The sequence below is a fragment of the Phenylobacterium sp. genome (genome assembly GCF_031984885.1).
In the GTDB taxonomy this organism is placed as follows: Bacteria; Pseudomonadota; Alphaproteobacteria; order Caulobacterales; family Caulobacteraceae; genus Phenylobacterium.
Map to the genome: position 1 here is coordinate 670,866 of NZ_DAMABV010000001.1, position 20,523 is coordinate 691,388.

A 20,523-nucleotide genomic window follows, 5' to 3' on the forward strand; every position below is an offset into this window, starting at 1 on the left:
TTCCCGTGTCATCCCGGAAAGCCCGGAGGGCTTGTCCGGGACCCATTCGCGCCGGGCCCGACGAATGAGGCTCGGCCCCGCCGCAAAAGCTCAACGGACTTGATGACAATTGGCGTTGCGCTCAGCGGCTCATCCGCAGCCAGGTGAAGGGCGCGCCGGGGTCGCGGCCGATGTCGACGATGCGGAAGCCTTCGCGCAGGTAGAAGTCCAGGGCGCGCAGGTTGGGCGACTGGCACTTGAGCGACAGCGGCCCGTCGGCCAGGGCCGCGACGTGGTCGAGCAGCGCCTTGCCGACGCCTTCGCCGCGGGTCTCGACATAGAGGGAATGCAGGAAATTGCCGGGCCGGTGGAAGCCGGCGATCCCCAGCAGGCGATCACCGTCCCTGGCCAGATAGACCTCTTCCTCCTGGGCGTGGCCCAGGAAGTCGGCGGCCTGATGCTGCTGCGGCGGCGTCCAGGTGAAGGTCTCGCGCAGGACGCGCTCGTAAAGCGCCGCGCAGGCCGCGATCTCCGAGGCCTGCGCGCGCCTTATGATCATCAGGCCTGCATGGTCCAGCCTTCGACGCCCATGGCGGCCTGGCGGCCGGCTTCCGAGCGGGTCGGGTGCGGGTGGCAGACGCGGGCGATGTCCTCGCTGGCGGCCTTGAAGGCCATGGCCACGCAGTATTCGCCGATCATCTCGCCGGCCTGCGGGCCGACGATGTGGACGCCGAGGATCTCGTCGGTCCTGGCGTCGGCCAGCACCTTGGCGAAGCCTTCGGTCTCATGGTTGATCTTGGCGCGGCTGTTGGCGCTGAACGGGAACTTGCCGACCTTGTAGGCGACGCCCGCCTCCTTGAGCTGCTCCTCGGTCTGCCCGACCCAGGCCACTTCCGGGTAGGTGTAGACCACGCTGGGGACCAGGTTGTAGTCCACGTGGCCGTACTTGCCGGCGATGGTCTCGATGCAGGCGACCGAGTCCTCCTCGGCCTTGTGGGCCAGCATCGGGCCGTGGATGGCGTCGCCGATGGCCCAGACGCCCGGCGCCGAGGTCTTGAAGTGGTCGGTCTCGATGAAGCCGCGCTTGTCCGGGGTGATCCCGACGTTCTCCAGGCCCAGCCCCTCGGTGTAGGGACGCCGGCCGATGGCGACCAGCACGTAGTCGGCTTCCAAGGTCTCGGCGTCGCCGCCGGCCACCGGCTCCACGGTGAGCGAGACGCCCTTCTTGGAGGCGGTCGCGCCGGTGACCTTGGCGCCCAGCTTGAACTCCACGCCCTGCTTGGTCAGCGAGCGCTGGAAGGTCTTGGCGGTCTCGGCGTCCATGCCCGGCGTGATGCGGTCGAGGAACTCGACGACGGTGACCTTCGAACCCAGGCGGCGCCACACCGAGCCGAGCTCCAGCCCGATGATGCCGGCGCCGATGACGATCAGGCTCTTGGGAACTTCCGGCAGCGACAGGGCGCCGGTGGAGTCGACGATGCGTTCCTGGTCGATGGTCACGCCCGGCAGCGGGGTCGGTTCGGAGCCGGTGGCGATGACGATGTTCCTGGCTTCCAGGGTGGTGACCGAGCCGTCCTCGGCGGTGACCTCGACCTTGCCGGCCGCGACGATCTTGCCCGCGCCCTTCACCCAGTCGACCTTGTTCTTCTTGAACAGGAACTCGATGCCCTTGGTCAGGGCGGTCACCGAGTCGGCCTTCTGCTTCATCATCTGCACGAGGTTCAGCTTGGGCTTCACCTCGATGCCGAGGGTGGCGAACTCGCCGCCGGCGGCCTCATAGAGTTCCGAGGCGTGCAGCAGCGCCTTGGACGGCATGCAGCCGACGTTCAGGCAGGTGCCGCCGAGGGTGACGCGCTTTTCCACCACGGCGGCCTTCAGGCCGAGCTGGCCCGCGCGGATGCCGGCGTTGTAGCCGCCAGGGCCGCCGCCGATGATGATGACGTCGTATTGAGCCATTGCTCTCTTCCAGTCCTTAGCAAAACGGCGAGGCGTGAAAGCCCCGCCGCCATGAAATGCGATCTACTGCCCGTCCCGGGCGGAGCTTAGACGTCCAGCAGCAGGCGCTGCGGATCTTCGATGGCTTCCTTGACGCGGACCAGGAAGGTCACCGCGCCCTGGCCGTCGACGATGCGGTGGTCGTAGCTGAGCGCCAGGTACATCATCGGGCGGATCACCACCTGGCCGTTCACGGCCATCGGGCGTTCCTGGATCTTGTGCATGCCCAGGATGCCCGATTGCGGGGCGTTGAGGATCGGGGTCGACATCAGCGAACCGTAGACGCCGCCGTTCGAGATCGTGAACGTGCCGCCCTGCAGGTCTTCCAGGGCGAGCTGGCCGTCGCGGGCCTTCTTGCCCAGGGCGCCGATGCCCTTTTCGATGCCGGCCAGCGACAGGGCGTCGGCGTCGCGCAGCACCGGAACCACCAGGCCCTTGTCGGTGCCGACGGCGACGCCGATGTCGTAGTGGTTCTTGTAGATGACGTCCGTGCCGTCGATCTCGGCGTTGACGTCCGGCACGTGCTTGAGGCCGTGGATCACCGCCTTCACGAAGAAGCTCATGAAGCCGAGCTTCACGCCGTGGCTCTTCTCGAAGCCGTCCTTGTACTGGTTGCGCAGGGCCATGACCGCGCTCATGTCGACCTCGTTGAAGGTCGTCAGCATGGCCGCGGCGTTCTGGGCTTCCTTCAGGCGGCGCGCGATGGTCTGGCGCAGGCGGGTCATGCGGACCCGCTCCTCGCGCTCGTGGATCTCACGCGGCGCGGCCGGGGCGGCGGGGGCCGCCGGGGCGTTGGCGCGGGCTTCCAGAGCGGCCAGGGCGTCGCCCTTGGTCACGCGGCCGCCCTTGCCCGAACCGGCGATCGAACCGGCGTCGAGGCTGTTTTCGGCGACGATGCGCTGGGCCGAGGGGGCCAGCGGCGCGGCGGCGGCCGGGGCGGCGGCGGGCGCAGGGGCCGGCGCCGGCGCCGGGGCGGGCTTGGGCGCTTCGGCCTTGGGAGCCGGGGCGGCGGCCGGGGCCGAGGCCGCGGCGCCTTCGGCCAGGCGGCCGAGCACGGCCCCCGGCTCGACGGTCGCGCCTTCTTCGGCGGCGATGAATTCGAGCACGCCGTCCGCGGGGGCGGCGACCTCGAGGCTCACCTTGTCCGTTTCCAGTTCGACCAGGATCTCGTCCTTCCGAACGGCGTCGCCCGCCTTCTTCGTCCAGCGCGCGACCGTCGCCTCGGTGACGGACTCGCCCAGGGCGGGGGTCATGATGTCGGCCATTGGAAGTACCTGTCTCTCTTTTCGCTCTGTTCTTTTTTGGAAGTCTGTCGGCTCGCGGACCTTAAGCGAAGGCGTCCGCGAGGAAGTTCTGCAGTTCGCGCATGTGGCGGCTCATCAGGCCCGCGGCGGTGGAGGCCGAGGCCGGCCGGCCGACATAGCGGGCGCGCTTGGCCTTGATCTTCAGGCGCTCGAGGGTCAGCTCCAGCCACGGGTCGACGAAGGTCCAGCCGCCCATGTTCTTCGGCTCTTCCTGGCACCAGACCAGCTCAGCGTTCGGGAAGCGCGACAGTTCCGCCGACAGCGACTTCACCGGCCACGGATAGAACTGCTCCAGGCGCATGATGTAGACGTCGTCGACGCCCTTCTCCTCGCGCGCGTCCAGCAGGTCGTAATAGACCTTGCCCGAGCACAGCACGACGCGGCGGATCTTGTCCGGTTCGACCAGCTTGACCGAGGTGCCGACGCCGCGTTCGGCGTCGTCGTGCAGCACGCGGTGGAACGACGAGCCCTCGGCCATGTCGGCCAGGCTGGAGGTCGCCTTCTTATGGCGCAGCAGCGACTTGGGGGTCATCACGATCAGCGGCTTGCGGAACTCGCGGCGCTGCTGGCGGCGCAGGGCGTGGAAGTAGTTGGCCGGGGTCGAGCAGTTGACCACCTGCATGTTGTCTTCGGCGCAGAGCTGCAGGAAGCGCTCGAGGCGGGCCGAGGAGTGCTCGGGACCCTGGCCCTCGTAGCCGTGCGGCAGCAGCATGACCAGGCCGCTCATCCGCAGCCACTTGCGTTCGCCCGAGGAGATGAACTGGTCGATGACCACCTGGGCGCCGTTGGCAAAGTCGCCGAACTGGGCCTCCCACAGGGTCAGGGTCTTGGGGTCGGCCAGCGAGAAGCCGTACTCGAAGCCCAGCACCGCCTCTTCCGACAGGGCCGAGTCGATGACCTCGAAGTGGGCCTGGCCCGGGCGCAGGTGCGAGAGCGGGGTGTAGTGCTCCTCGGTCTTCTGGTCGATCAGGTCGCAGTGGCGCTGCACGAAGGTGCCGCGCACGCTGTCCTGGCCGGCCAGGCGGACGGGGAAGCCTTCGTCGAGCAGGCTGGCGAAGGCCAGGTGCTCGCCGGTCGCCCAGTCGAGGCCCTGGCCGGCCTCGATGGCGGCGCGGCGGTTCTCGATGGCGCGGCGGACGGTCTTGTGGACGTCCAGGCGCTCGGGGATGGCGGTGATCTTCTGGCCGAGCTCGACCAGCTTCTGCATCGGCACGCTGGTGTCGCCGCGGCGGTCGTCGCCCTCGGGCAGGGCCAGGCCCGCCCACTTGCCGTCCAGCCAGTCGGCCTTGTTGGCCTTGTAGGTCTTGCCGGACTCGAACTCGGCGTCGAGGAAGGCGTCGAATTCCGACACCCAGCCGGCGACTTCGTCCTGCGTGGCCACGCCCTCGGCGATCAGCTTGCGGGCGTAGAGCTCGCGGGTCGGCGGGTGCTCCTTGATCTTGGCGTACATCAAGGGCGAGGTCATCGTCGGGTCGTCGCCCTCGTTGTGACCGAACCGCCGGTAGCAGAACATGTCGATGACGACGTCCTTGCCGAACTGCTGGCGGAACTCGATGGCCACCTTGGCCACGAAGGTCACGGCTTCGGGGTCGTCGCCGTTCACGTGGAAGATCGGCGCCTCGACCATCAGCGCCACGTCCGAGGGATAGGGCGAGGAGCGGCTGTACTGCGGCGCCGTCGTGAACCCGATCTGGTTGTTGACGATGAAGTGGATGGCCCCGCCGGTGCGGTAGCCCTTGGTGCCCGAGATCGCGAAGCACTCGGCGACCACGCCCTGGCCGGCGAACGCGGCGTCGCCGTGCATCAGCAGCGGCAGCACGTGGTTGCGGCCGGAGTCCGGGGCTTCGCGCAGGGTGAAGGCCTGCTTGGCGCGCGCCTTGCCCAGCACCACCGGGTTGACGATCTCCAGGTGCGAGGGGTTGGCGGTCAGCGACAGGTGGACGCTGTTGCCGTCGAACGCGCGGTCCGACGAGGCGCCCATGTGGTACTTCACGTCGCCCGAGCCCTCGATGTCCGAGGGCACCGACGAGCCGCCCTGGAACTCGTGGAAGATCACGTGATAGGGCTTGGCCATCACGGCGGCCAGCACGTTGAGGCGGCCGCGGTGGGGCATGCCCACGACGATGTCGCGCACGCCCAGGGCGCCGCCGCGCTTGATGATCTGCTCCAGCGCCGGGACCATGGCCTCGCCGCCGTCCAGGCCGAAGCGCTTGGTGCCGGGATAGCGCTTGTGCAGGAAGCGCTCGAAGCCTTCGGCCTCGATCAGCTTCTTGAGGATGGCGATCTTGCCTTCCTTGGTGAAGTTGATCTCCTTGTCGCGGCCCTCGATGCGCTCCTGCAGCCAGGCCTTCTGGGCCGGGTCGGAGATGTGCATGTACTGCACGCCGATGTCGGCGCAGTAGGTGCGCTTGAGGATCGCCAGGATCTCGCGGATCGTGCCGGTCTCGAGGCCGAGCACGAAGTCGAGGAAGATCGGGCGGTCGTAGTCGGCCTCGGTGAAGCCGTAGGTGGCCGGGTCGAGCTCGGAGGCGTCGCCATCCGGAACCGTGATCCCCAGCGGGTCGAGATTGGCGCGCAGGTGGCCGCGCATCCGGTAGGCGCGGATCATCATGATCGCGCGCAGGGAGTCGAGGGTGGCGGCGCGGACCGATTCCGGGGAGGCGCTGGGGGCGGCGCGCTCGGCCACCTTGGCGCCGACCTTGGCCTCGACCGCCGGCCAGAGGCCATCGATGGCCGAGAGCCAGTCGGGACGGGCGGCCGGGGCGCCCGGCTTGGTCCAGGCCCGCTTGCCGGCGGCGGCCTTCACCTCGTCGGCGCGGTCGTTCAGCGAGGCGAAGAACGCCTGCCACGAGGCGTCGACCGAGGCGGGGTCGGCCGCCCATCTCGCATAGAGATCCTCCACGAAGGCGGCGTTGCCGCCGTAGAGGAAGGAGGTCTCCGCGAGAACCTCGTTGATCAGACTGCCGTCGTCCGCCATGTCGTCCGTTTTCCCGGGGTCCGTCGCGCGGACTTCAGGAAGAAGGAGCCGAGCGCGGACCGCCCATACTACTTAGGTTGTCGCCGAGCGCCTTCCAGGCGCCCGGCTCGCCGTCAGGCGCCTTTCAGCACCTGCAGAAGTGTTTCGCCCAGCGCCGCCGGCGACGGGGAGACGCGGATGCCCGCGGCTTCCATCGCAGCGATCTTGTCTTCCGCACCGCCCTTGCCGCCGGAGATGATCGCGCCGGCGTGGCCCATGCGGCGGCCCGGAGGCGCCGTACGACCCGCAATGAAGCCCACCATAGGCTTCTTGATCGGCGAATTTTTGATGAATTCCGCGGCGTCTTCTTCGGCCGAGCCGCCGATTTCGCCGATCATGATGATGGATTCCGTTTCCGGGTCCTTCAGGAACATGTCGAGGACGTCGATGAACTCGGTGCCCTTGACCGGGTCGCCGCCGATGCCGACCGCCGTCGTCTGGCCAAGGCCGACATTGGTGGTCTGGAACACCGCCTCGTAGGTCAGGGTGCCGGAGCGCGAGACCACGCCGACCGAGCCCTTCTTGAAGATGTTGCCCGGCATGATGCCGATCTTGCAGGCTTCCGGGGTCAGGACGCCGGGGCAGTTCGGGCCGATCAGGCGCGACTTCGAGCCGGCCAGCGCCTTCTTCACCTTGATCATGTCGACCACCGGGATGCCTTCGGTGATGCAGATGATCAGCGGGATCTCGGCGTCGATGGCTTCCAGGATCGAGTCGGCCGCGAAGGGCGGCGGGACGTAGATCACGCTGGCGTCGGCGCCGGTCTGCTTGACCGCCTCGCCCACGGTGTCGAACACCGGCAGGCCGATGTGGGTCTGGCCGCCCTTGCCGGGGGTCACGCCGCCGACCATCCTGGTGCCGTAGGCGATGGCCTGCTCGGTGTGGAAGGTGCCCTGGGCGCCGGTGATGCCCTGGCAGATGACGCGGGTGTCTTTACCGACGAGGATGGACATCAGTTCGCCTCCCGCACGGCTTTGACAATCTTTTCAGCGCCGTCCGAAAGGTCGTTCGCCGCGATCACGTTCAGACCGCTTTCGTTGATGATCTGCTTGCCGAGCTCGGCGTTGGTGCCTTCGAGGCGAACCACCAGCGGAACCGTCAGGCCGACCTGCTTCACCGCGTTGACCACGCCGTTGGCGAGGATGTCGCAGCGGGCGATGCCGCCGAAGATGTTGACCAGGATTCCCTTCACGTTCGGGTCGGCCATGATGATCTTGAAGGCCGCGGTCACCTTGGGCTCGTCGGCGCCGCCGCCGACGTCCAGGAAGTTGGCCGGCTCGGCCCCGTAGAGCTTGATGATGTCCATGGTCGCCATGGCCAGGCCCGCGCCGTTGACCATGCAGCCGATCTCGCCGTCGAGGGCGATGTAGCTGAGGTCGAACTTCGAGGCCTCGATCTCCTTCGGGTCCTCTTCGCTCTCGTCGCGCAGGGCGACGATGTCCGGGTGACGGAACAGGGCGTTCGAGTCGAAGCTGACCTTGGCGTCCAGCACCCGCAGGTGATCGTCGGCGGTGACGATCAGCGGGTTGATCTCCAGCATGCTCATGTCCTTGGCGAGGAACGCCGTGTAGAGCTGCGACAGGAGCGTGGCCGCCTCCTTGGCCAGGCCGCCGCTCAGGCCCAGCGCCTTGGAGAGCGCGCGGGCGTGGTGCGGGAAGACGCCGGTGGCTGGGTCGATGGAGAAGGTGATGATCTTCTCGGGGGTCGAGTGGGCGACCTCCTCGATGTCCATGCCGCCTTCGGTGGAGGCGACGACCGAAACCCGGCTCGTCTCGCGGTCCACCAGCAGGGACAGGTAGAATTCCTTGGCGATCGCCGCGCCTTCTTCGATGTAGAGGCGGTTGACCTGTTTGCCCTTGGGGCCGGTCTGGTGGGTCACCAGCACGCGGCCGAGCATCTCCTCGGCGTTGGCCTTGACCTCGTCGACCGACTTGACGACGCGCACGCCGCCCTTGGCGTCGGGACCGAGGCCCTCGAAGCGGCCCTTGCCGCGTCCGCCGGCGTGGATCTGGGACTTCACGACGAAGACCGGACCACCGAGGTCCTGGGCGGCCTTGACCGCTTCGTCGACGGAGAAGGCGGCATAGCCGCGCGGGACCGCCACGCCGAACTCGGAGAGGACGGACTTGGCTTGATGCTCGTGGATGTTCATGAGGCCGCGTAACGCGTGATCGGGAAACCCGCCGGGCTCGGCGGACGGCCGGGGTTATAGGCGCCAAGCATCAATGTGGCAACCGCGCCAGCCCAAGAAAACCGCGGATTTTCGTCTACTGTATACAATCGTGACGCCGGCGTCATTGAAGAAAGACCAATCACAACAATCCCCAACCTAGATAGACGCCGCGCAGCGCCGCTTCCGCATCCGCGCCAATCATGTTTTCTCGCAATCATGCGATCGGCGAAGGCGAAGTGGTTCGACTACGGCCCCATGGGCGGGCTGGCCGGATGGCGGCGCGGCTTCGCCATCGCGGCCGTCGCGGCGGTGTTCCTGGCGGTCTCGGGCGCCTTCGGCATGGGCCGGCTGAGCCTCATGGAGCGACTGGCCTATTGGGTGGGCCTGCTGAGCGCCGGTACGGTCTGGGGCGGGCTGATGTCGCGCTTCGCGTTCCCGGGCGGCGACGCGAACGCCCGCCCGTGGCTGCGCACCCTGCTCTACGCCCTGGTGATCGCCGGCCCGATCACCCTGCTGGTCTGGGCGGTGAACAGCCGTCTGCTCCATGCGCCGATCCCGGCCCGGGCCCTGGCCTCGCTGTTCGTCAGCGTGGCGCTGGTCACGCTGGTGATGACCGCGGTCAACGTGCTGGCCGCCCGCGCCCGCGCCGAGGCCCTGGCCGCCCCGGCCGCGCCGCCGCCGCGGTTCCTGGAGCGCCTGCCGCTGAAGCTGCGCGGGGCCGAGGTCTGGGCGGTGGAGGCCGAGGACCATTACCTGCGCCTGCACACCTCCAAGGGGCAGGACCTGATCCTGCTGCGCCTGGCCGACGCGGTGGCCGAGCTGGAAGGGATCGAGGGCGCGCAGGTGCACCGCTCCTGGTGGGTGGCGCGCGAGGCCATCGCCGACGCCCGCCGCGGCGACGGGCGTGCCACCCTGACCCTGAAGGACGGCTCGCAGGTTCCGGTCAGCCGCACCTACGCCAGGCTGCTGCGCGACCGCGGCTGGATCTAGGACCGCCGCGCCCGCCACTGGTCGCGGGTCTGGCCCCAGACGTCGACGCTCTCGCTGATCGGCGGCGGCAGCAGCGCGTGGCGCAGGATCGAGGAGCCGAGCTTGCGCGCCACGCCCTGGGAATTGGTGTTGCCCGGGTCGATGCAGTGGATGACCTCGGTCCAGCCCAGGTGGTCGAACGCCCAGTCGATGGCCGCCGCCGCGCCCTCGGGCGCATAGCCCTTGCCCCAGAACTCGCGGGCGATCCCCCAGCCGACCTCGGTCCCGGGCCAGCCCTCCGGCTGCCAGGGGCCCAGCCGGCCGACCCAGCGGCCGCTGTCCTTCTCGATCACCGAGAACATCCCGAAGCCGCGCACCACCCAGGAGCCGGCCATGGTGCACATCATGCGCCAGGCGGTTTCGCGCGGCTGCGGCCCGCCCAGGAAGCGCGAGGCCTCTTCGTCGGCCGAGAAGGCGGCCCAGGGTTCGAAATCCTCGCCCGAGGTGGGGCGCAGGATCAGGCGGGCGGTTTGCAGGGTCGGTCCAAGGCTCATGGCGCGACCATCGTCCGGTTTTCGAGGCCGCGCCAGCGGTTCAGCCGCTGTTCAGGCCGCGACGCTAGGGTCGGGGCATGGATCACGATGGCGAACCGCCCCTGACCCTGGAGCCGCGCGAGCCCGCGCCCGCGCCGCGCCGCCTGGGCCGCAAGGCGCTGCTGGGCGGCGTCGCCGCCGCCTGCGTGCTGGGGCTGGGGCTTGGCCTGCTGGCCCGCCCGCAACTGATCACCGGCGGCGCCAGGCCCGCGCCCATGCAGCCGGCCGCACAGGCGCCCGAGCGGCAGATGGACATCGTCATGGCCGATCCGGCCCCGGAGCCGCGCCCGCCGCTGGACACCCTGCCCCCGGACTTGGCCCCAGACCTGGCCGGCCAGCCGCCGCCCGCGCCCCTGCCGCCGCCGGCCCCGATCGCCCGGCCGGCGCCACAGGCCCCGATCGCGCCGGAAGCGCCCTGGGCGCCGGAGCCCCCGGTCGCCCTCGACTCCGCCTGGCGCGAGCCGATCCGCGCCGAGCGCCCCAGCTTCGATTGCCGCCAGGCCCAGTCGCTGGCCGAGGAGATGGTTTGCGCCGACGCGGTGCTGGCGGCCGCCGACCGCCACATGGCCAGGGCCTACCGGCGGGCCGAGCAGTCAGGCGCGCCCTATGAGCAACTGCGGGCCGACCAGGACGCCTGGCTGGCCTATCGCGAGGAGGCGGCGCTGCGCTCGCCGCGCGCGGTGGCGATCGCCTACGACCGCCGCATCGCCGAGCTGGAGGCCATCGCCCAGGGCCGCCGGCGATAGCCCAAAAAGGCCGCCGCCGCCTTCCTCCCCTGCTTCAGCGGAGGAGGAAGACGAGGGGCTTATGCGGAAATGCTTAGCCCAGCATGTCCTTCACGGTGTCGCGTTCGCTGATCAGCTCGTCGTTGGTGATGGCGATCTTGGACTTGGCGAAGTCGTCCATCTCGTAGGAGGTGATCACGTCGTAGCCGGTGGCGGTGGTCTTCACCGGCATGCCGGCCCAGACGCCTTCGGCGAAGCCGTAGCGGCCCTCGCTGGCGATGGCGACCGAGTGGACGGCGCCGACGGTGGTCAGGTCGCGCACATGGTCGATCAGGGCGTTGGCGGCCGAGGCGGCCGAGGACAGGCCACGGGCCTCGATGATCGCCGCGCCGCGCTTGCCGACGGTCGGCAGGTAGTCGTTCTTCAGCCAGGCTTCGTCGCCGATGACCTCGGCGGCCGGCTTGCCGCCGATCTTGGCGTGGGTGAAGTCGGCGAACATGGTCGGGCTGTGGTTGCCGTAGATGAACAGCTCGCTGACCTCGTTGATCGAAACGCCGGCCTTCTTGGCCAGTTGGGCGCGGCCGCGGTTCTCGTCCAGGCGCACCATGGCGGTGAAGCGGTCGGCGGTCAGGCGCTTGGCCTGGGCGGCGGCGATCATGACGTTGGTGTTGCAGGGGTTGCCGACCACGGCGACGCGGGCGTCGTCAGCGGCGACGGCGTCGATGGCCTTGCCCTGGGCGATGAAGATCTTGCCGTTGTCCTTCAGCAGGTCGGCGCGCTCCATGCCCGGACCGCGCGGCTTGGAGCCGACCAGCAGGTTCCAGTTCGCGTCCTTGAAGGCGACGTTGGCGTCGTCGGTCAGCACCATGTCCTGGAGCAGCGGGAAGGCGCAGTCTTCCAGCTCCATGGCCACGCCCTTCAGCGCCTTCTGGGCGCCTTCGGTCGGGATTTCGAGCAGTTGCAGGATGACCGGCTGGTCCTTGCCCAGCATCTCGCCCGAGGCGATGCGGAAGAGGAGGGCGTAACCGATATTGCCGGCGGCGCCGGTGACAGCGACGCGGATCGGCTTCTTCGTGGTCATGGAACTGTCCCGTTGGTTGCAGTGCGAAATCCGCGCGCGGTCTAGACCCGCAAAAGCGTTGCGGCAAGCGCAAGTGACAGGGCCGGGCGCGGCGTCTACCTAGCGGGCATGTTCGAAATCGACCCGGCCTTCCTGGCCACCTCCCACGCCCTGGGCGATCTGCGCCTCAGCCACGCGCGCCTGCAGGACGATGCGCGCTATCCCTGGATCGTGCTGATCCCGCGCGTTTCGGCCGCACGCGAGCTGGAGGATCTGGCCCGCGGGGACCTGGCCGCGCTCACCGACGAGATCCTGGCGGCGGGCCGCGCGGTGCGGGCGCTGGGCGCGCAGGTCGACAAGCTGAACGTCGGGGCGCTGGGCAACGTCACGCCGCAACTGCACGTCCACGTGATCGGCCGCCGGGTCGGCGACCCCGCCTGGCCCGGGCCGGTCTGGGGCCACAGCGCCGCGGAAGCCTATGGCGCGGGCGAGTTGGCGCAGAGACTGGCGGCGGCGAAGGCGGCCCTTGGCCTTTAGTCCCGGCGCAGGGTCACGGACGTGCGCTCGCGGCCCTCGATCAGCTCGCCCGACCATTGGCCGGCCCCGGCGGAGGTCAGGGCGATGCTGACCAGGCCGGCGCCCGGCCGCGGATAGAAGCTGGCGGTGACCTGCGAGCCGGTCCGCTGGATGTCGGCCAGGAAGCCGGAGGAGTCGCGCGCGCCGCGCCGACGCGGATCGCGCCAGGCGCCCTCGAGCACGCCGTTGCCCTTGTCGACCAGCAGCAGCGAATAGAGCGGTTCGCCGGCGCGCGAGCGCAGCATCCAGGCGCCGTCCAGCGGCCCCTGCATCCCCTGGGCCGAGGCGAAGGACGAGCGCAGGCGGCTCTCATAGCCGAGCTCGACGGCGTTGAGCGGCGCCTCGGGGGTCTTGTCGTACTCGTCGATGGTCACCGGCGCGGTCAGCAGCGGCCGGCGCGGCGCAGGCGGCGTATAGGCCGGCGGCGGAGTGTAGGCCGGCGGGGGCGGGGAATAGGGGAAGGCCGGGGCGGCGGCCGGCGGCGAGGCCGGCGCGCTGGCTGGATAGGACGTGGGCGTCGGCGCGGGCTGCGGCGCGGGCGCGGCGCCGAGCGTCTCGGCCGTTTCCTCGTCGACCTGGTCGAGGATGGAGCCGATCGGATCGACGACGTCCTGCGCCTGGGCGGCGGACGCGGCGGCCAGGGCCAGAAGGCCGATCGAAGACCTCAGAAGATAGTTCAAATCACGCCTCACGCCGCGGCGATGGCGTCGGCTACGGCGATCACCCGCCGCGCCTGCGCCAGGTGCAACCGCTCAACCATGCGCCCCTCGACTTTAAGAACACCCTTACCGGCGTTTTCCGGCGAATCGAAGGCTGCAACCACCACCCGCGACCATGCGACCTCCTCCGCCGACGGACTGAAGGCGGCGTTGGCGATTTCCACCTGCCGCGGATGGATCAGGGTCTTGCCGTCGAAGCCGAACTCCACCCCCTGAGCGCACTGGGCCGCCAGGCCGGCGTCGTCCTCGATCTCGTTGAACACCCCGTCCAGCACGCTCAGGCCGTGGGCGCGGCCGGCCGCCACGATCAGCGACAGCGGCCCGGCCAGGGCGGCGCGCTCGACGGTCAGGCGGCAGCGCATCTCCTTGGCCAGGTCGTTGGTCCCGACCACCAGGGCGCCCAGCCCCGCCCCCGCGCCGGCGATCTCGCCCAGGGCGAACAGGGCCGCGCAGGTCTCGACCATGGCCCACAGCGCCACGCCGCCGGCCTCGACGGCGCCGTAGGCCCGCACGTCATGGGCGCTGGACACCTTGGGAGCCAGGATCGCGTCGGGGCGCGCGTCGATGGCCGCGGCCAGGTCCTCCAGGCCCCAGGGGGTGTCCAGGCCGTTGACCCTGATCACCACCTCGCGCCGGCCGAAACCGCCGGCCTTCACCGCGGCGACCGCCTGGTCGCGGGCCAGGTCCTTGGCGTCGGGGGCGACCGCGTCCTCCAGGTCCAGGATCACCACGTCGCAGGGCAGATCGCGGGCCTTTTCGATCGCGCGGGCGTTGGCGGCGGGCATGTAGAGGGCGCTGCGGCGCGGACGGGCGACGATCAAGACCTGCGGGCTCCGGCGGGATGGCTATGGCCCAGTCATAAGGGTTAGGATGGCGCCATGACCACCCGCTACGACGCCGGCGCCAAGAACGTGTTGGGAGGCGAGCTTCTCGTGTGCTCGCTCGACCCCGTGACCGGATTCTTCCGCAACGGCTGTTGCGAGACCGGGCCGCACGATCTTGGCCTGCACACGGTCTGCGCGGTGATGACGGCGGAGTTCCTGGCCTACTCGAAGATGATCGGCAACGACCTGTCGACGCCGATGCCGGAGTACGGGTTCGAGGGCCTCAAGCCCGGCGACCGCTGGTGCCTCTGCGCCCCGCGCTGGAAGGAGGCGCTGGACGCCGGCGCCGCGCCGCAGGTGGTGCTGGAGGCGACCCACGAGGAGACCCTGGCGATCGTCCCCCTCGGCGTCCTCAAGGACCACGCGGTCGAGGCCTAGGAGCGTCCATGGATGTCATCCCGGTTTCGGCGCAGCCGAAGACCGGGACCCATTCGCGCCGGGCCTGGCGAATGAGGCGCGGCCCCGCCGCAAAAGCTCAACGGACTTGATGACACTTGAGGAGATGTTTCCGGATCTCGCCCGCTCGATCTCAGTAGAGCGGATACTCCCGCTCGGCCCAGTACCAGGAGCCCTGGTCCGACTGCCAACTGGAATAGAGCCCGAAGCTGGTCACCCGGAAGGGCTCGCTGCGCAGCAGGTTGTTCTCCTGGATCCAGGCCGCGACCTCGGCGGGGTTGGGCCGGCGCAGATAGGCCAGGGTGACGTGGGGCTTGTAGGCGCGGGTGTCGGGCTTGAGGCCGGCGCGGCGGGCGGCCACCTCGCAGGCGCGGGCCAGGCGGCGCAGGCCCTCGTTCTCCTCGACCCCAGCCCAGACCGCATGGATGTCGGCCCCCTCGCCGAACGCCCCGACCCCTTGCAGGGACAGCTCCAGCGGCCCGCCGCCGACGGTGGTGAGCTCGGCGTCGAGGTCGGCGGCGACGTTCTCGGCCACGTCGCCGATGAACCTCAGGGTGATGTGGAACGCCTCCGGCGGGCGCCAGCGCGCGCCGGGCAGGCGGTCCTGGCGGGCGACGAGGTCGGCGCCGATGTCCTCGGGAATGGCGAGCGCGGCGAAGAGACGGATCATGGGAAGACTGCCTGGGGTGTGACCTGCTGACGCAATCGTAATCGGCAAAGCCTTGCACGGAAGGGCCTGGACCACGATATTCGGCAATGCGCGCCCACCTGGGGCGTTTCTAATAGGGCCTTGTCACTGATGAGCGACTTCAACCGCGGCTACGCGCGCACGGTCCCCGCAGATCGCGCCGACATGTCGGTGGACGCGGGTCTGCGCAGTTTCATGCTCGGCGTCTACAACAAGGTGGCGCTGGGACTTCTGCTCTCCGCCGCTCTGGCATTCCTGACCGGATCGTTCCCGCCGGTGCGCGACCTGATGTTCACCGTCGCCGCCAATGGCCGGGTCGGCTACACGCCGCTCGGCATGATCGTGGCCTTCGCGCCGCTGGCGGTGATGCTGTTCGGCGCGTTTGCGATGCGCAACCCCACCCCCCGCTCGGCGGGCGTTCTCTACTGGACCATCGTCAGCCTGATCGGCGCGGGTCTGGGCGTGCTGACCTTCGTCTATACGGGCGCGTCGATCTTCTCGACCTTCCTGATCACGGCGGCGGCGTTCGGCGGCCTGTCGCTGTTCGGCTACACGACCAAGAGGGACCTGACCGGCTTCGGCAGCTTCCTGATCATCGGCGTGATCGGCCTGGTGGTCGCCATGATCGTCAACATGTTCCTGCAAAGCTCGGCGATGGCCTTCATCATCAGCATCCTGGGCGTGTTCATCTTCGCGGGCCTGATCGCCTACGACACCCAGCGCCTGAAGATGAGCTACTACCAGATGGGCGGCGACGAGGCGGCGATGAGCGTCGCGACCAACTACGGCGCGCTGAGCCTCTACATCAACTTCATCAACCTCTTCCAATTCCTGCTCAGCATCTTCGGCGACCGCCGCTAGGATCTGATCTCGGATGAGAACTGCGAACCCCGGCGGGCGACCGCCGGGGTTTTCGTTTGGGCGACGCCCTCTCTGTCATCAAGTCAGTTGAGCTTTTGGGGCGGGGCCGCGCCCATTCGTCAGGCTCGGCACGAATGGATCCCGGACAAGCCCTCCGGGCTTTCCGGGATGACACGGGAAGCACGCCCGCGACAAACGCTACCGGAGAAAAAGCAGGATGACGCGCCTGGCGCCTAGTCCACGACCTTGAAGCGGCCCTTGTCGAAGAAGCGCAGCACCTGCTCCAGCTCGTGGCCGCGGCGCAGGACCATGCCGCCCTGGCCGATCACCGCCCAGGCGCCCTGGCGGCGGGCCAGGGCCGGGCGCTTCTCGATGCGGTAGAGCGGCGCCTCGGAGGTGCGGCGGAACACCGAGAACACACAGGCGTCGGCCAGCGCGCCGATGCCGTAGTCGCGCCACTCGCCGGCGGCGACCATGCGTCCGTAGAGGGCGAGAAGGCGGTCGAGCTCGCGACGCTCGAAGAAGACCTGGGCGGTCCGGGCGGGCTGCTGTTGCGGATCGAGCGCCATCGGGGCCAAGCGTGCCTCAATTTCCGGCGCGCGACAAATCCTCTGTGTGCGGCGCCCGTTGCGCCGGCGACACGCCCCGCGGCGAAACTAAATCAACGGTAATCTTGCGCCACGGAAAGACCTTATTTCGGTCGTTCGCGCGCCTGATCCGACCCCGATAGTTTCATTGTCGGTTGGTCGGAACCTGGTGGTCCCGGATCCTGAACAGCCCCCCCAGCCCCCCTGGATCATGGGCTTCGGTCAGCCGACGCTTCTTCATAGAGCACCCCAATGCAAGCCCGCGCGGATCCTCCCCCCACCGCGCGGGCTTCGCTCTGTCCGGATCCTCCGAAAATCAGTCCCTGACCGCCGCGGTCAGGATGCGGCCGCCGTCGGTCGCCTGGACCAGCACGGCGGTCACCAGGCCGTCCTCGTCCGCGGCCGGCAGCCGGTAGGCGGTGGGACGGCCGCGCCAGGGGCCCAGGCGCTTGATCTCGCGCACCACGTTGCGGTGGGCGACGGTCTGGCCGCGGTTGTCGCCCTTGCGGACCACCACGTCATGCTCGCGCGGGTCGTAGCGGACCAGCCAGACCTCGGCGCCGCCGCGCGGCGGCCGGCCCGAACCGACGTCGACCCGGCGCGGGCCGATGAAAGCCATGTCGGGCGGATCGCGCTCGGCCTTGGCGGCCTGGGCCAGCAGGCGGTCGACCTTCTCGGTCTGCAGCCCCCCGGCCTGGGTCTGGCCGTCGACCACCACCTGCGGGGTATAGGGCTCGCGCAGCTCCAGCCGCGCGACATAGGCCTTCTGGCGGGCGGTGAACTCGGGCTTGGCGAAGGTGTCGGACCAGCCGAGATAGTCCCAGTAGTCGACCGGGAAGGTCAGGGCGAGCACGCCCTCACGCTGGGCCAGCTTGGCCAGGTTGGCGTTGGCCTCGCCGCAGGACGCGCAGCCCTGGGCGGTGAACAGCTCGACGACCACCGGCGGCTTGGCGGCCGCGGCGAGGGGCGTGACGCAGAGGATGAGGCTGAAAAGCGCGGCCTTACGCATCGTGGCGCAATTAAGCGGACTTCCCTGAGCTTTGGATGTCAACAAGGCGTGAGCAGCTTCGACGGTCGCGAAAACGAAAGGGCGCGAAAACGAAAGAAGGGGCCTGCACGGGCGGCAGACCCCCTCCAACGCGATGATCTACCCCTCTGCGGCAGAGAGGCAAACCAAGACTTTAGGCCGCCGAACCGCCGGCCAGGTTGCGCAGCACGTAGTTCAGCACGCCCCCGTTCTTGAAGTATTCGAGCTCGGTCGGCGTATCGATGCGGCAGCGGACCGGGAAGCGGGCGATGCGGCCGTCCGACGGGCGGTACATCTCGACCGTCAACTGCTTGCGGGGCGCGAGCTCCGTCAGGCCGCGGATGGTGACGATCTCCTCGCCGGTCAGGCCCAGCTTCTGCCAGCCGTCCTGGGTGAACTGCAGCGGCAGCACGCCCATGCCGACCAGGTTCGAGCGGTGGATGCGCTCGAAGCTCTCGGCGATCACCGCGCGAACGCCCAGCAGCTTGGTGCCCTTGGCCGCCCAGTCGCGCGACGAGCCGGTGCCGTATTCCTTGCCCGCGAACACCACCGCCGGGCGGCCTTCGCTCTGGTAGCGCATCGCCGCGTCGTAGATCGACATGACGTCGCCCGACGGGAAGTGCTTGGTCACGCCGCCTTCGATCTCCGGCGTGATCTTGTTGCGGATGCGGATGTTGGCGAAGGTGCCGCGCATCATGATCTCGTGGTTGCCGCGGCGCGCGCCGTAGGAGTTGAACTCCGTGGCCGGCACCTGGCGTTCACGCAGATAGACGCCGGCCGGCGAGGTCGCCTTGATCGAACCGGCCGGGCTGATGTGGTCGGTGGTGATCGAGTCGCCGAACACGCCGAGGATGCGGGCCTCGACGATGTCGGTGACCGGCGCCGGCTCCATCTTCATGTCCTGGAAGTAGGGCGGGTTCTGCACGTAGGTCGAACCCATGTCCCAGGCGTAGGTCTGGCCGCCGGACACCTTGATGCCCTGCCAGTTCTTGTCGCCCTTGAACACGTCGGCGTAGCGGGTCGCGAACATCTTCTGGGTGACGTGCTTGCGCTGCAGGACGGCGATCTCTTCCGAGGTCGGCCAGATGTCCCGCAGGAACACCGGATTGCCGTCCTTGCCCTCGCCCAGCGACTCGGTGGCCAGGTCGATGTTCATGTTGCCGGCCAGGGCGTAGGCGACCACCAGCGGCGGCGAGGCCAGGTAGTTGGCGCGGACGTCCTGGTTCACGCGGCCCTCGAAGTTACGGTTGCCCGAGAGCACCGAGCAGGCGACCAAGTCGTTGGCGTTGACCGCCTCGGCGATGGCTTCCGGCAGCGGGCCGGAGTTGCCGATGCAGGTGGTGCAGCCGTAGCCGACCAGGTTGAAGCCCAGCGCGTCGAGCGACTTGGTCAGGCCGGCGGCCTTCAGGTAGTCGGTGACCACCTGCGAGCCGGGGGCCAGCGAGGTCTTCACCCACGGCTTCACCTTCAGGCCCTTTTCGACCGCCTTCTTGGCGACCAGGCCCGCGGCGATCAGCACCGAGGGGTTCGAGGTGTTGGTGCAGGAGGTGATGGCCGCGATCACCACGTCGCCGTTGCCGACGTCGAACTTCTCGCCGGCGACCGGCACGCGGGGCTCCTCGCCGCTCTTGCCGAAGTCCTTGGCGAGGGCCGCCTTGAACTCGGCGGCCGCATCGGACAGCAGCACGCGGTCCTGCGGGCGCTTAGGGCCGGCCAGCGAGGGCAGCACCGAGCCGAGGTCGAGCTCCAGGGTGTCGGTGAAGACGGGGTCCGGATCGCCGGCCTCGACCCACATGCCCTGTTCCTTGGCGTAGGCCTCGACCAGGTCGGCGCGGGCGGCGTCACGGCCGGTGGCGCGCAGATAGTCGATGGTCGCCCGGGTGACCGGGAAGAAGCCGCAGGTGGCGCCGTATTCCGGGGCCATGTTGGCGATGGTCGCCTGGTCTTCCAGGGTCAGGCCCGCGAGGCCCGGGCCGAAGAACTCGACGAACTTGCCGACCACGCCCTTCTTGCGGAGCATCTGGGTGACGGTCAGCACCAGGTCGGTGGCGGTCGCGCCGTCCGGCAGCGAACCGGTCAGCTTGAAGCCGATGACTTCCGGGATCAGCATCGGGATCGGCTGGCCCAGCATGGCCGCCTCGGCCTCGATGCCGCCCACGCCCCAGCCCAGCACCGCCAGGCCGTTGATCATGGTGGTGTGGCTGTCGGTGCCGACCACGGTGTCGGGATAGGCGACCGAGGCGCCGTCCTCTTCGTTCAGCCACACGGTCTGGGCCAGGTATTCCAGGTTCACCTGGTGGCAGATGCCGGTGCCGGGCGGCACGACGCGGAAGTTGTTGAAGGCCGAGGAGCCCCAGCGCAGGAAGCGGTAGCGCTCGATGTTGCGCTCGTACTCGCGCTCGACGTTCTCGCCGAAGGCCTTGGCGGTGCCGAAGTGGTCGACCATGACCGAGTGGTCGATGACCAGGTCGACGGGGTTCAGCGGGTTGATCTTCTCGGGGTCGGCGCCGAGGCTGGTCATGGCGTCGCGCATGGCGGCCAGGTCGACCACGGCCGGAACGCCGGTGAAGTCCTGCATCAGCACGCGGGCCGGGCGGAAGCTGATCTCGTGCTCGACCGAGCCCTTGTTGTCGATCCAGGCGGCCAGCGCCTTGAGGTCGTCGGCGCCCACGGTCGTGCCGTCTTCGTTGCGCAGCAGGTTCTCGAGCAGCACCTTCATCGAGACGGGCAGGCGCGCCACGTTCGAAAGACCGGCTTCCTCTGCGGCGCGAAGGCTGTAGTAGACGTAGGTCTTGTCGCCGACGACCAGTTCGCGGCGGGTCTTCAGGCTGTCGTTAGACGCCATATCAGGGATCCTTCCTCTGTTCTCGGCCGCTCTTGGACCACATCGGGGATCGCGCGCTTTTCGGGGCGGACACACAGCGTTCGCCCCAGCGCCGCGTTCGCCCCCCAAGGTGGCGACGGCCGCGCG

At 69.1% G+C, this 20,523-nt stretch carries 19 protein-coding genes; 5 read left to right on the forward strand and 14 right to left on the reverse strand.

Annotated features, from left to right (window positions below; genetic code table 11):
* Positions 1 to 121 precede the first annotated feature (121 nt).
* The 6 genes from RTL41_RS03200 to sucC all read right to left on the reverse strand — a co-directional run bounded on the left by RTL41_RS03200 (position 122) and on the right by sucC (position 8,446).
* Entirely contained in the window at positions 122 to 538 is a 417-nt protein-coding gene (locus RTL41_RS03200; protein WP_312161253.1) for a GNAT family N-acetyltransferase, read from the reverse strand.
* Positions 538 to 1,998 carry a dihydrolipoyl dehydrogenase gene (lpdA, locus tag RTL41_RS03205; RefSeq protein ID WP_312161374.1) on the reverse strand — a complete coding sequence of 487 codons (1,461 nt, stop codon included), beginning with the start codon at positions 1,996 to 1,998 and terminating at the stop codon, positions 538 to 540. Before lpdA ends, RTL41_RS03200 begins: the two co-directional genes overlap by 1 nt.
* A 23-nt stretch (positions 1,999 to 2,021) precedes the next feature.
* Positions 2,022 to 3,239 carry a 2-oxoglutarate dehydrogenase complex dihydrolipoyllysine-residue succinyltransferase gene (gene odhB, locus RTL41_RS03210; RefSeq protein ID WP_312161254.1) on the reverse strand — a complete coding sequence of 406 codons (1,218 nt, stop codon included), beginning with the start codon at positions 3,237 to 3,239 and terminating at the stop codon, positions 2,022 to 2,024.
* A 61-nt stretch (positions 3,240 to 3,300) separates the two neighbouring features.
* Complete coding sequence (locus RTL41_RS03215) at positions 3,301 to 6,255, reverse strand: 2-oxoglutarate dehydrogenase E1 component (RefSeq protein ID WP_312161256.1); 2,955 nt, start codon at positions 6,253 to 6,255, stop codon at positions 3,301 to 3,303.
* Positions 6,256 to 6,368: 113 nt separating this feature from the next.
* Positions 6,369 to 7,247 (reverse strand): succinate--CoA ligase subunit alpha, encoded by an 879-nt coding sequence (sucD, locus tag RTL41_RS03220; protein WP_312161257.1) that lies wholly within the window; start codon positions 7,245 to 7,247, stop codon positions 6,369 to 6,371.
* Positions 7,247 to 8,446 carry an ADP-forming succinate--CoA ligase subunit beta gene (gene sucC, locus RTL41_RS03225; protein ID WP_312161259.1) on the reverse strand — a complete coding sequence of 400 codons (1,200 nt, stop codon included), beginning with the start codon at positions 8,444 to 8,446 and terminating at the stop codon, positions 7,247 to 7,249. Before sucC ends, sucD begins: the two co-directional genes overlap by 1 nt.
* Positions 8,447 to 8,683: 237 nt before the next feature.
* Here sucC and RTL41_RS03230 point away from each other — a divergent pair, with 237 nt between their 5' ends.
* Positions 8,684 to 9,457, forward strand: a complete 774-nt coding sequence (locus tag RTL41_RS03230) for a LytTR family DNA-binding domain-containing protein (protein ID WP_312161261.1) — start codon at positions 8,684 to 8,686, stop codon at positions 9,455 to 9,457.
* Here RTL41_RS03230 and RTL41_RS03235 read toward each other — a convergent pair.
* Complete coding sequence (locus RTL41_RS03235) at positions 9,454 to 9,990, reverse strand: GNAT family N-acetyltransferase (RefSeq protein WP_312161263.1); 537 nt, start codon at positions 9,988 to 9,990, stop codon at positions 9,454 to 9,456. The two genes, RTL41_RS03230 and RTL41_RS03235, sit on opposite strands and share 4 nt — an antisense overlap.
* Positions 9,991 to 10,067: 77 nt before the next feature.
* Between RTL41_RS03235 and RTL41_RS03240 the strand changes: the two genes are divergently transcribed.
* Positions 10,068 to 10,775 carry a lysozyme inhibitor LprI family protein gene (locus RTL41_RS03240; RefSeq protein WP_312161265.1) on the forward strand — a complete coding sequence of 236 codons (708 nt, stop codon included), beginning with the start codon at positions 10,068 to 10,070 and terminating at the stop codon, positions 10,773 to 10,775.
* 73 nt (positions 10,776 to 10,848) lie between these two features.
* On the opposite strand, the gene RTL41_RS03245 is transcribed toward RTL41_RS03240, so the two are convergent.
* The gene (locus tag RTL41_RS03245) at positions 10,849 to 11,835 is read right to left on the reverse strand and encodes a malate dehydrogenase (RefSeq protein ID WP_312161267.1); all 987 of its coding nucleotides are present in this window, start codon (positions 11,833 to 11,835) and stop codon (positions 10,849 to 10,851) included.
* Between the two features lie 108 nt (positions 11,836 to 11,943).
* On the opposite strand from RTL41_RS03245, the gene RTL41_RS03250 reads away from it, so the two are divergent.
* A complete protein-coding gene (locus tag RTL41_RS03250) occupies positions 11,944 to 12,351 on the forward strand; it encodes an HIT domain-containing protein (RefSeq protein ID WP_312161268.1) in 408 nt (135 codons plus the stop codon).
* Here the strand turns inward: RTL41_RS03250 and RTL41_RS03255 are convergent.
* Positions 12,348 to 13,070 (reverse strand): hypothetical protein, encoded by a 723-nt coding sequence (locus RTL41_RS03255; RefSeq protein WP_312161269.1) that lies wholly within the window; start codon positions 13,068 to 13,070, stop codon positions 12,348 to 12,350. The genes RTL41_RS03250 and RTL41_RS03255 overlap by 4 nt on opposite strands.
* A gap of 8 nt (positions 13,071 to 13,078) precedes the next feature.
* On the reverse strand, positions 13,079 to 13,930 hold the full coding sequence (locus tag RTL41_RS03260; protein ID WP_312161271.1) for a CoA ester lyase: 852 nt from the start codon (positions 13,928 to 13,930) through the stop codon (positions 13,079 to 13,081).
* Positions 13,931 to 13,987: 57 nt separating this feature from the next.
* Here RTL41_RS03260 and RTL41_RS03265 point away from each other — a divergent pair, with 57 nt between their 5' ends.
* A complete protein-coding gene (locus RTL41_RS03265; protein WP_312161273.1) occupies positions 13,988 to 14,371 on the forward strand; it encodes a DUF2237 domain-containing protein in 384 nt (127 codons plus the stop codon).
* Between the two features lie 151 nt (positions 14,372 to 14,522).
* Here the strand turns inward: RTL41_RS03265 and thpR are convergent, their stop codons facing one another.
* Positions 14,523 to 15,059 (reverse strand): RNA 2',3'-cyclic phosphodiesterase, encoded by a 537-nt coding sequence (thpR, locus tag RTL41_RS03270; RefSeq protein WP_312161275.1) that lies wholly within the window; start codon positions 15,057 to 15,059, stop codon positions 14,523 to 14,525.
* Positions 15,060 to 15,188: 129 nt separating this feature from the next.
* On the opposite strand from thpR, the gene RTL41_RS03275 reads away from it, so the two are divergent.
* On the forward strand, positions 15,189 to 15,938 hold the full coding sequence (locus tag RTL41_RS03275; protein ID WP_312161276.1) for a Bax inhibitor-1/YccA family protein: 750 nt from the start codon (positions 15,189 to 15,191) through the stop codon (positions 15,936 to 15,938).
* A gap of 233 nt (positions 15,939 to 16,171) precedes the next feature.
* Here RTL41_RS03275 and RTL41_RS03280 read toward each other — a convergent pair whose 3' ends face one another.
* The 3 genes from RTL41_RS03280 to acnA form a co-directional block, all read right to left on the reverse strand.
* Positions 16,172 to 16,507 carry a DUF2794 domain-containing protein gene (locus tag RTL41_RS03280; protein WP_312161376.1) on the reverse strand — a complete coding sequence of 112 codons (336 nt, stop codon included), beginning with the start codon at positions 16,505 to 16,507 and terminating at the stop codon, positions 16,172 to 16,174.
* A 334-nt stretch (positions 16,508 to 16,841) separates the two neighbouring features.
* Positions 16,842 to 17,534, reverse strand: coding sequence for a DUF1223 domain-containing protein (locus RTL41_RS03285; protein ID WP_312161277.1), 693 nt, complete (start codon positions 17,532 to 17,534; stop codon positions 16,842 to 16,844).
* 172 nt (positions 17,535 to 17,706) lie between these two features.
* On the reverse strand, positions 17,707 to 20,397 hold the full coding sequence (gene acnA / locus RTL41_RS03290; protein ID WP_312161279.1) for an aconitate hydratase AcnA: 2,691 nt from the start codon (positions 20,395 to 20,397) through the stop codon (positions 17,707 to 17,709).
* Positions 20,398 to 20,523: the final 126 nt, after the last annotated feature.

Bases quoted from the DNA above. Each gene is read 5' to 3' on its own strand.
- RTL41_RS03200 (WP_312161253.1), bottom strand. From the start codon at position 538: ATGATCATAAGGCGCGCGCAGGCCTCGGAGATCGCGGCCTGCGCGGCG.
- odhB (WP_312161254.1), bottom strand. From the start codon at position 3,239: ATGGCCGACATCATGACCCCCGCCCTGGGCGAGTCCGTCACCGAGGCG.
- RTL41_RS03215 (WP_312161256.1), bottom strand. From the start codon at position 6,255: ATGGCGGACGACGGCAGTCTGATCAACGAGGTTCTCGCGGAGACCTCC.
- sucD (WP_312161257.1), bottom strand. From the start codon at position 7,247: ATGTCCATCCTCGTCGGTAAAGACACCCGCGTCATCTGCCAGGGCATC.
- sucC (WP_312161259.1), bottom strand. From the start codon at position 8,446: ATGAACATCCACGAGCATCAAGCCAAGTCCGTCCTCTCCGAGTTCGGC.
- RTL41_RS03230 (WP_312161261.1), top strand. From the start codon at position 8,684: ATGCGATCGGCGAAGGCGAAGTGGTTCGACTACGGCCCCATGGGCGGG.
- RTL41_RS03235 (WP_312161263.1), bottom strand. From the start codon at position 9,990: ATGAGCCTTGGACCGACCCTGCAAACCGCCCGCCTGATCCTGCGCCCC.
- RTL41_RS03240 (WP_312161265.1), top strand. From the start codon at position 10,068: ATGGATCACGATGGCGAACCGCCCCTGACCCTGGAGCCGCGCGAGCCC.
- RTL41_RS03245 (WP_312161267.1), bottom strand. From the start codon at position 11,835: ATGACCACGAAGAAGCCGATCCGCGTCGCTGTCACCGGCGCCGCCGGC.
- RTL41_RS03250 (WP_312161268.1), top strand. From the start codon at position 11,944: ATGTTCGAAATCGACCCGGCCTTCCTGGCCACCTCCCACGCCCTGGGC.
- RTL41_RS03265 (WP_312161273.1), top strand. From the start codon at position 13,988: ATGACCACCCGCTACGACGCCGGCGCCAAGAACGTGTTGGGAGGCGAG.
- thpR (WP_312161275.1), bottom strand. From the start codon at position 15,059: ATGATCCGTCTCTTCGCCGCGCTCGCCATTCCCGAGGACATCGGCGCC.
- RTL41_RS03275 (WP_312161276.1), top strand. From the start codon at position 15,189: ATGAGCGACTTCAACCGCGGCTACGCGCGCACGGTCCCCGCAGATCGC.
- RTL41_RS03280 (WP_312161376.1), bottom strand. From the start codon at position 16,507: ATGGCGCTCGATCCGCAACAGCAGCCCGCCCGGACCGCCCAGGTCTTC.
- RTL41_RS03285 (WP_312161277.1), bottom strand. From the start codon at position 17,534: ATGCGTAAGGCCGCGCTTTTCAGCCTCATCCTCTGCGTCACGCCCCTC.
- acnA (WP_312161279.1), bottom strand. From the start codon at position 20,397: ATGGCGTCTAACGACAGCCTGAAGACCCGCCGCGAACTGGTCGTCGGC.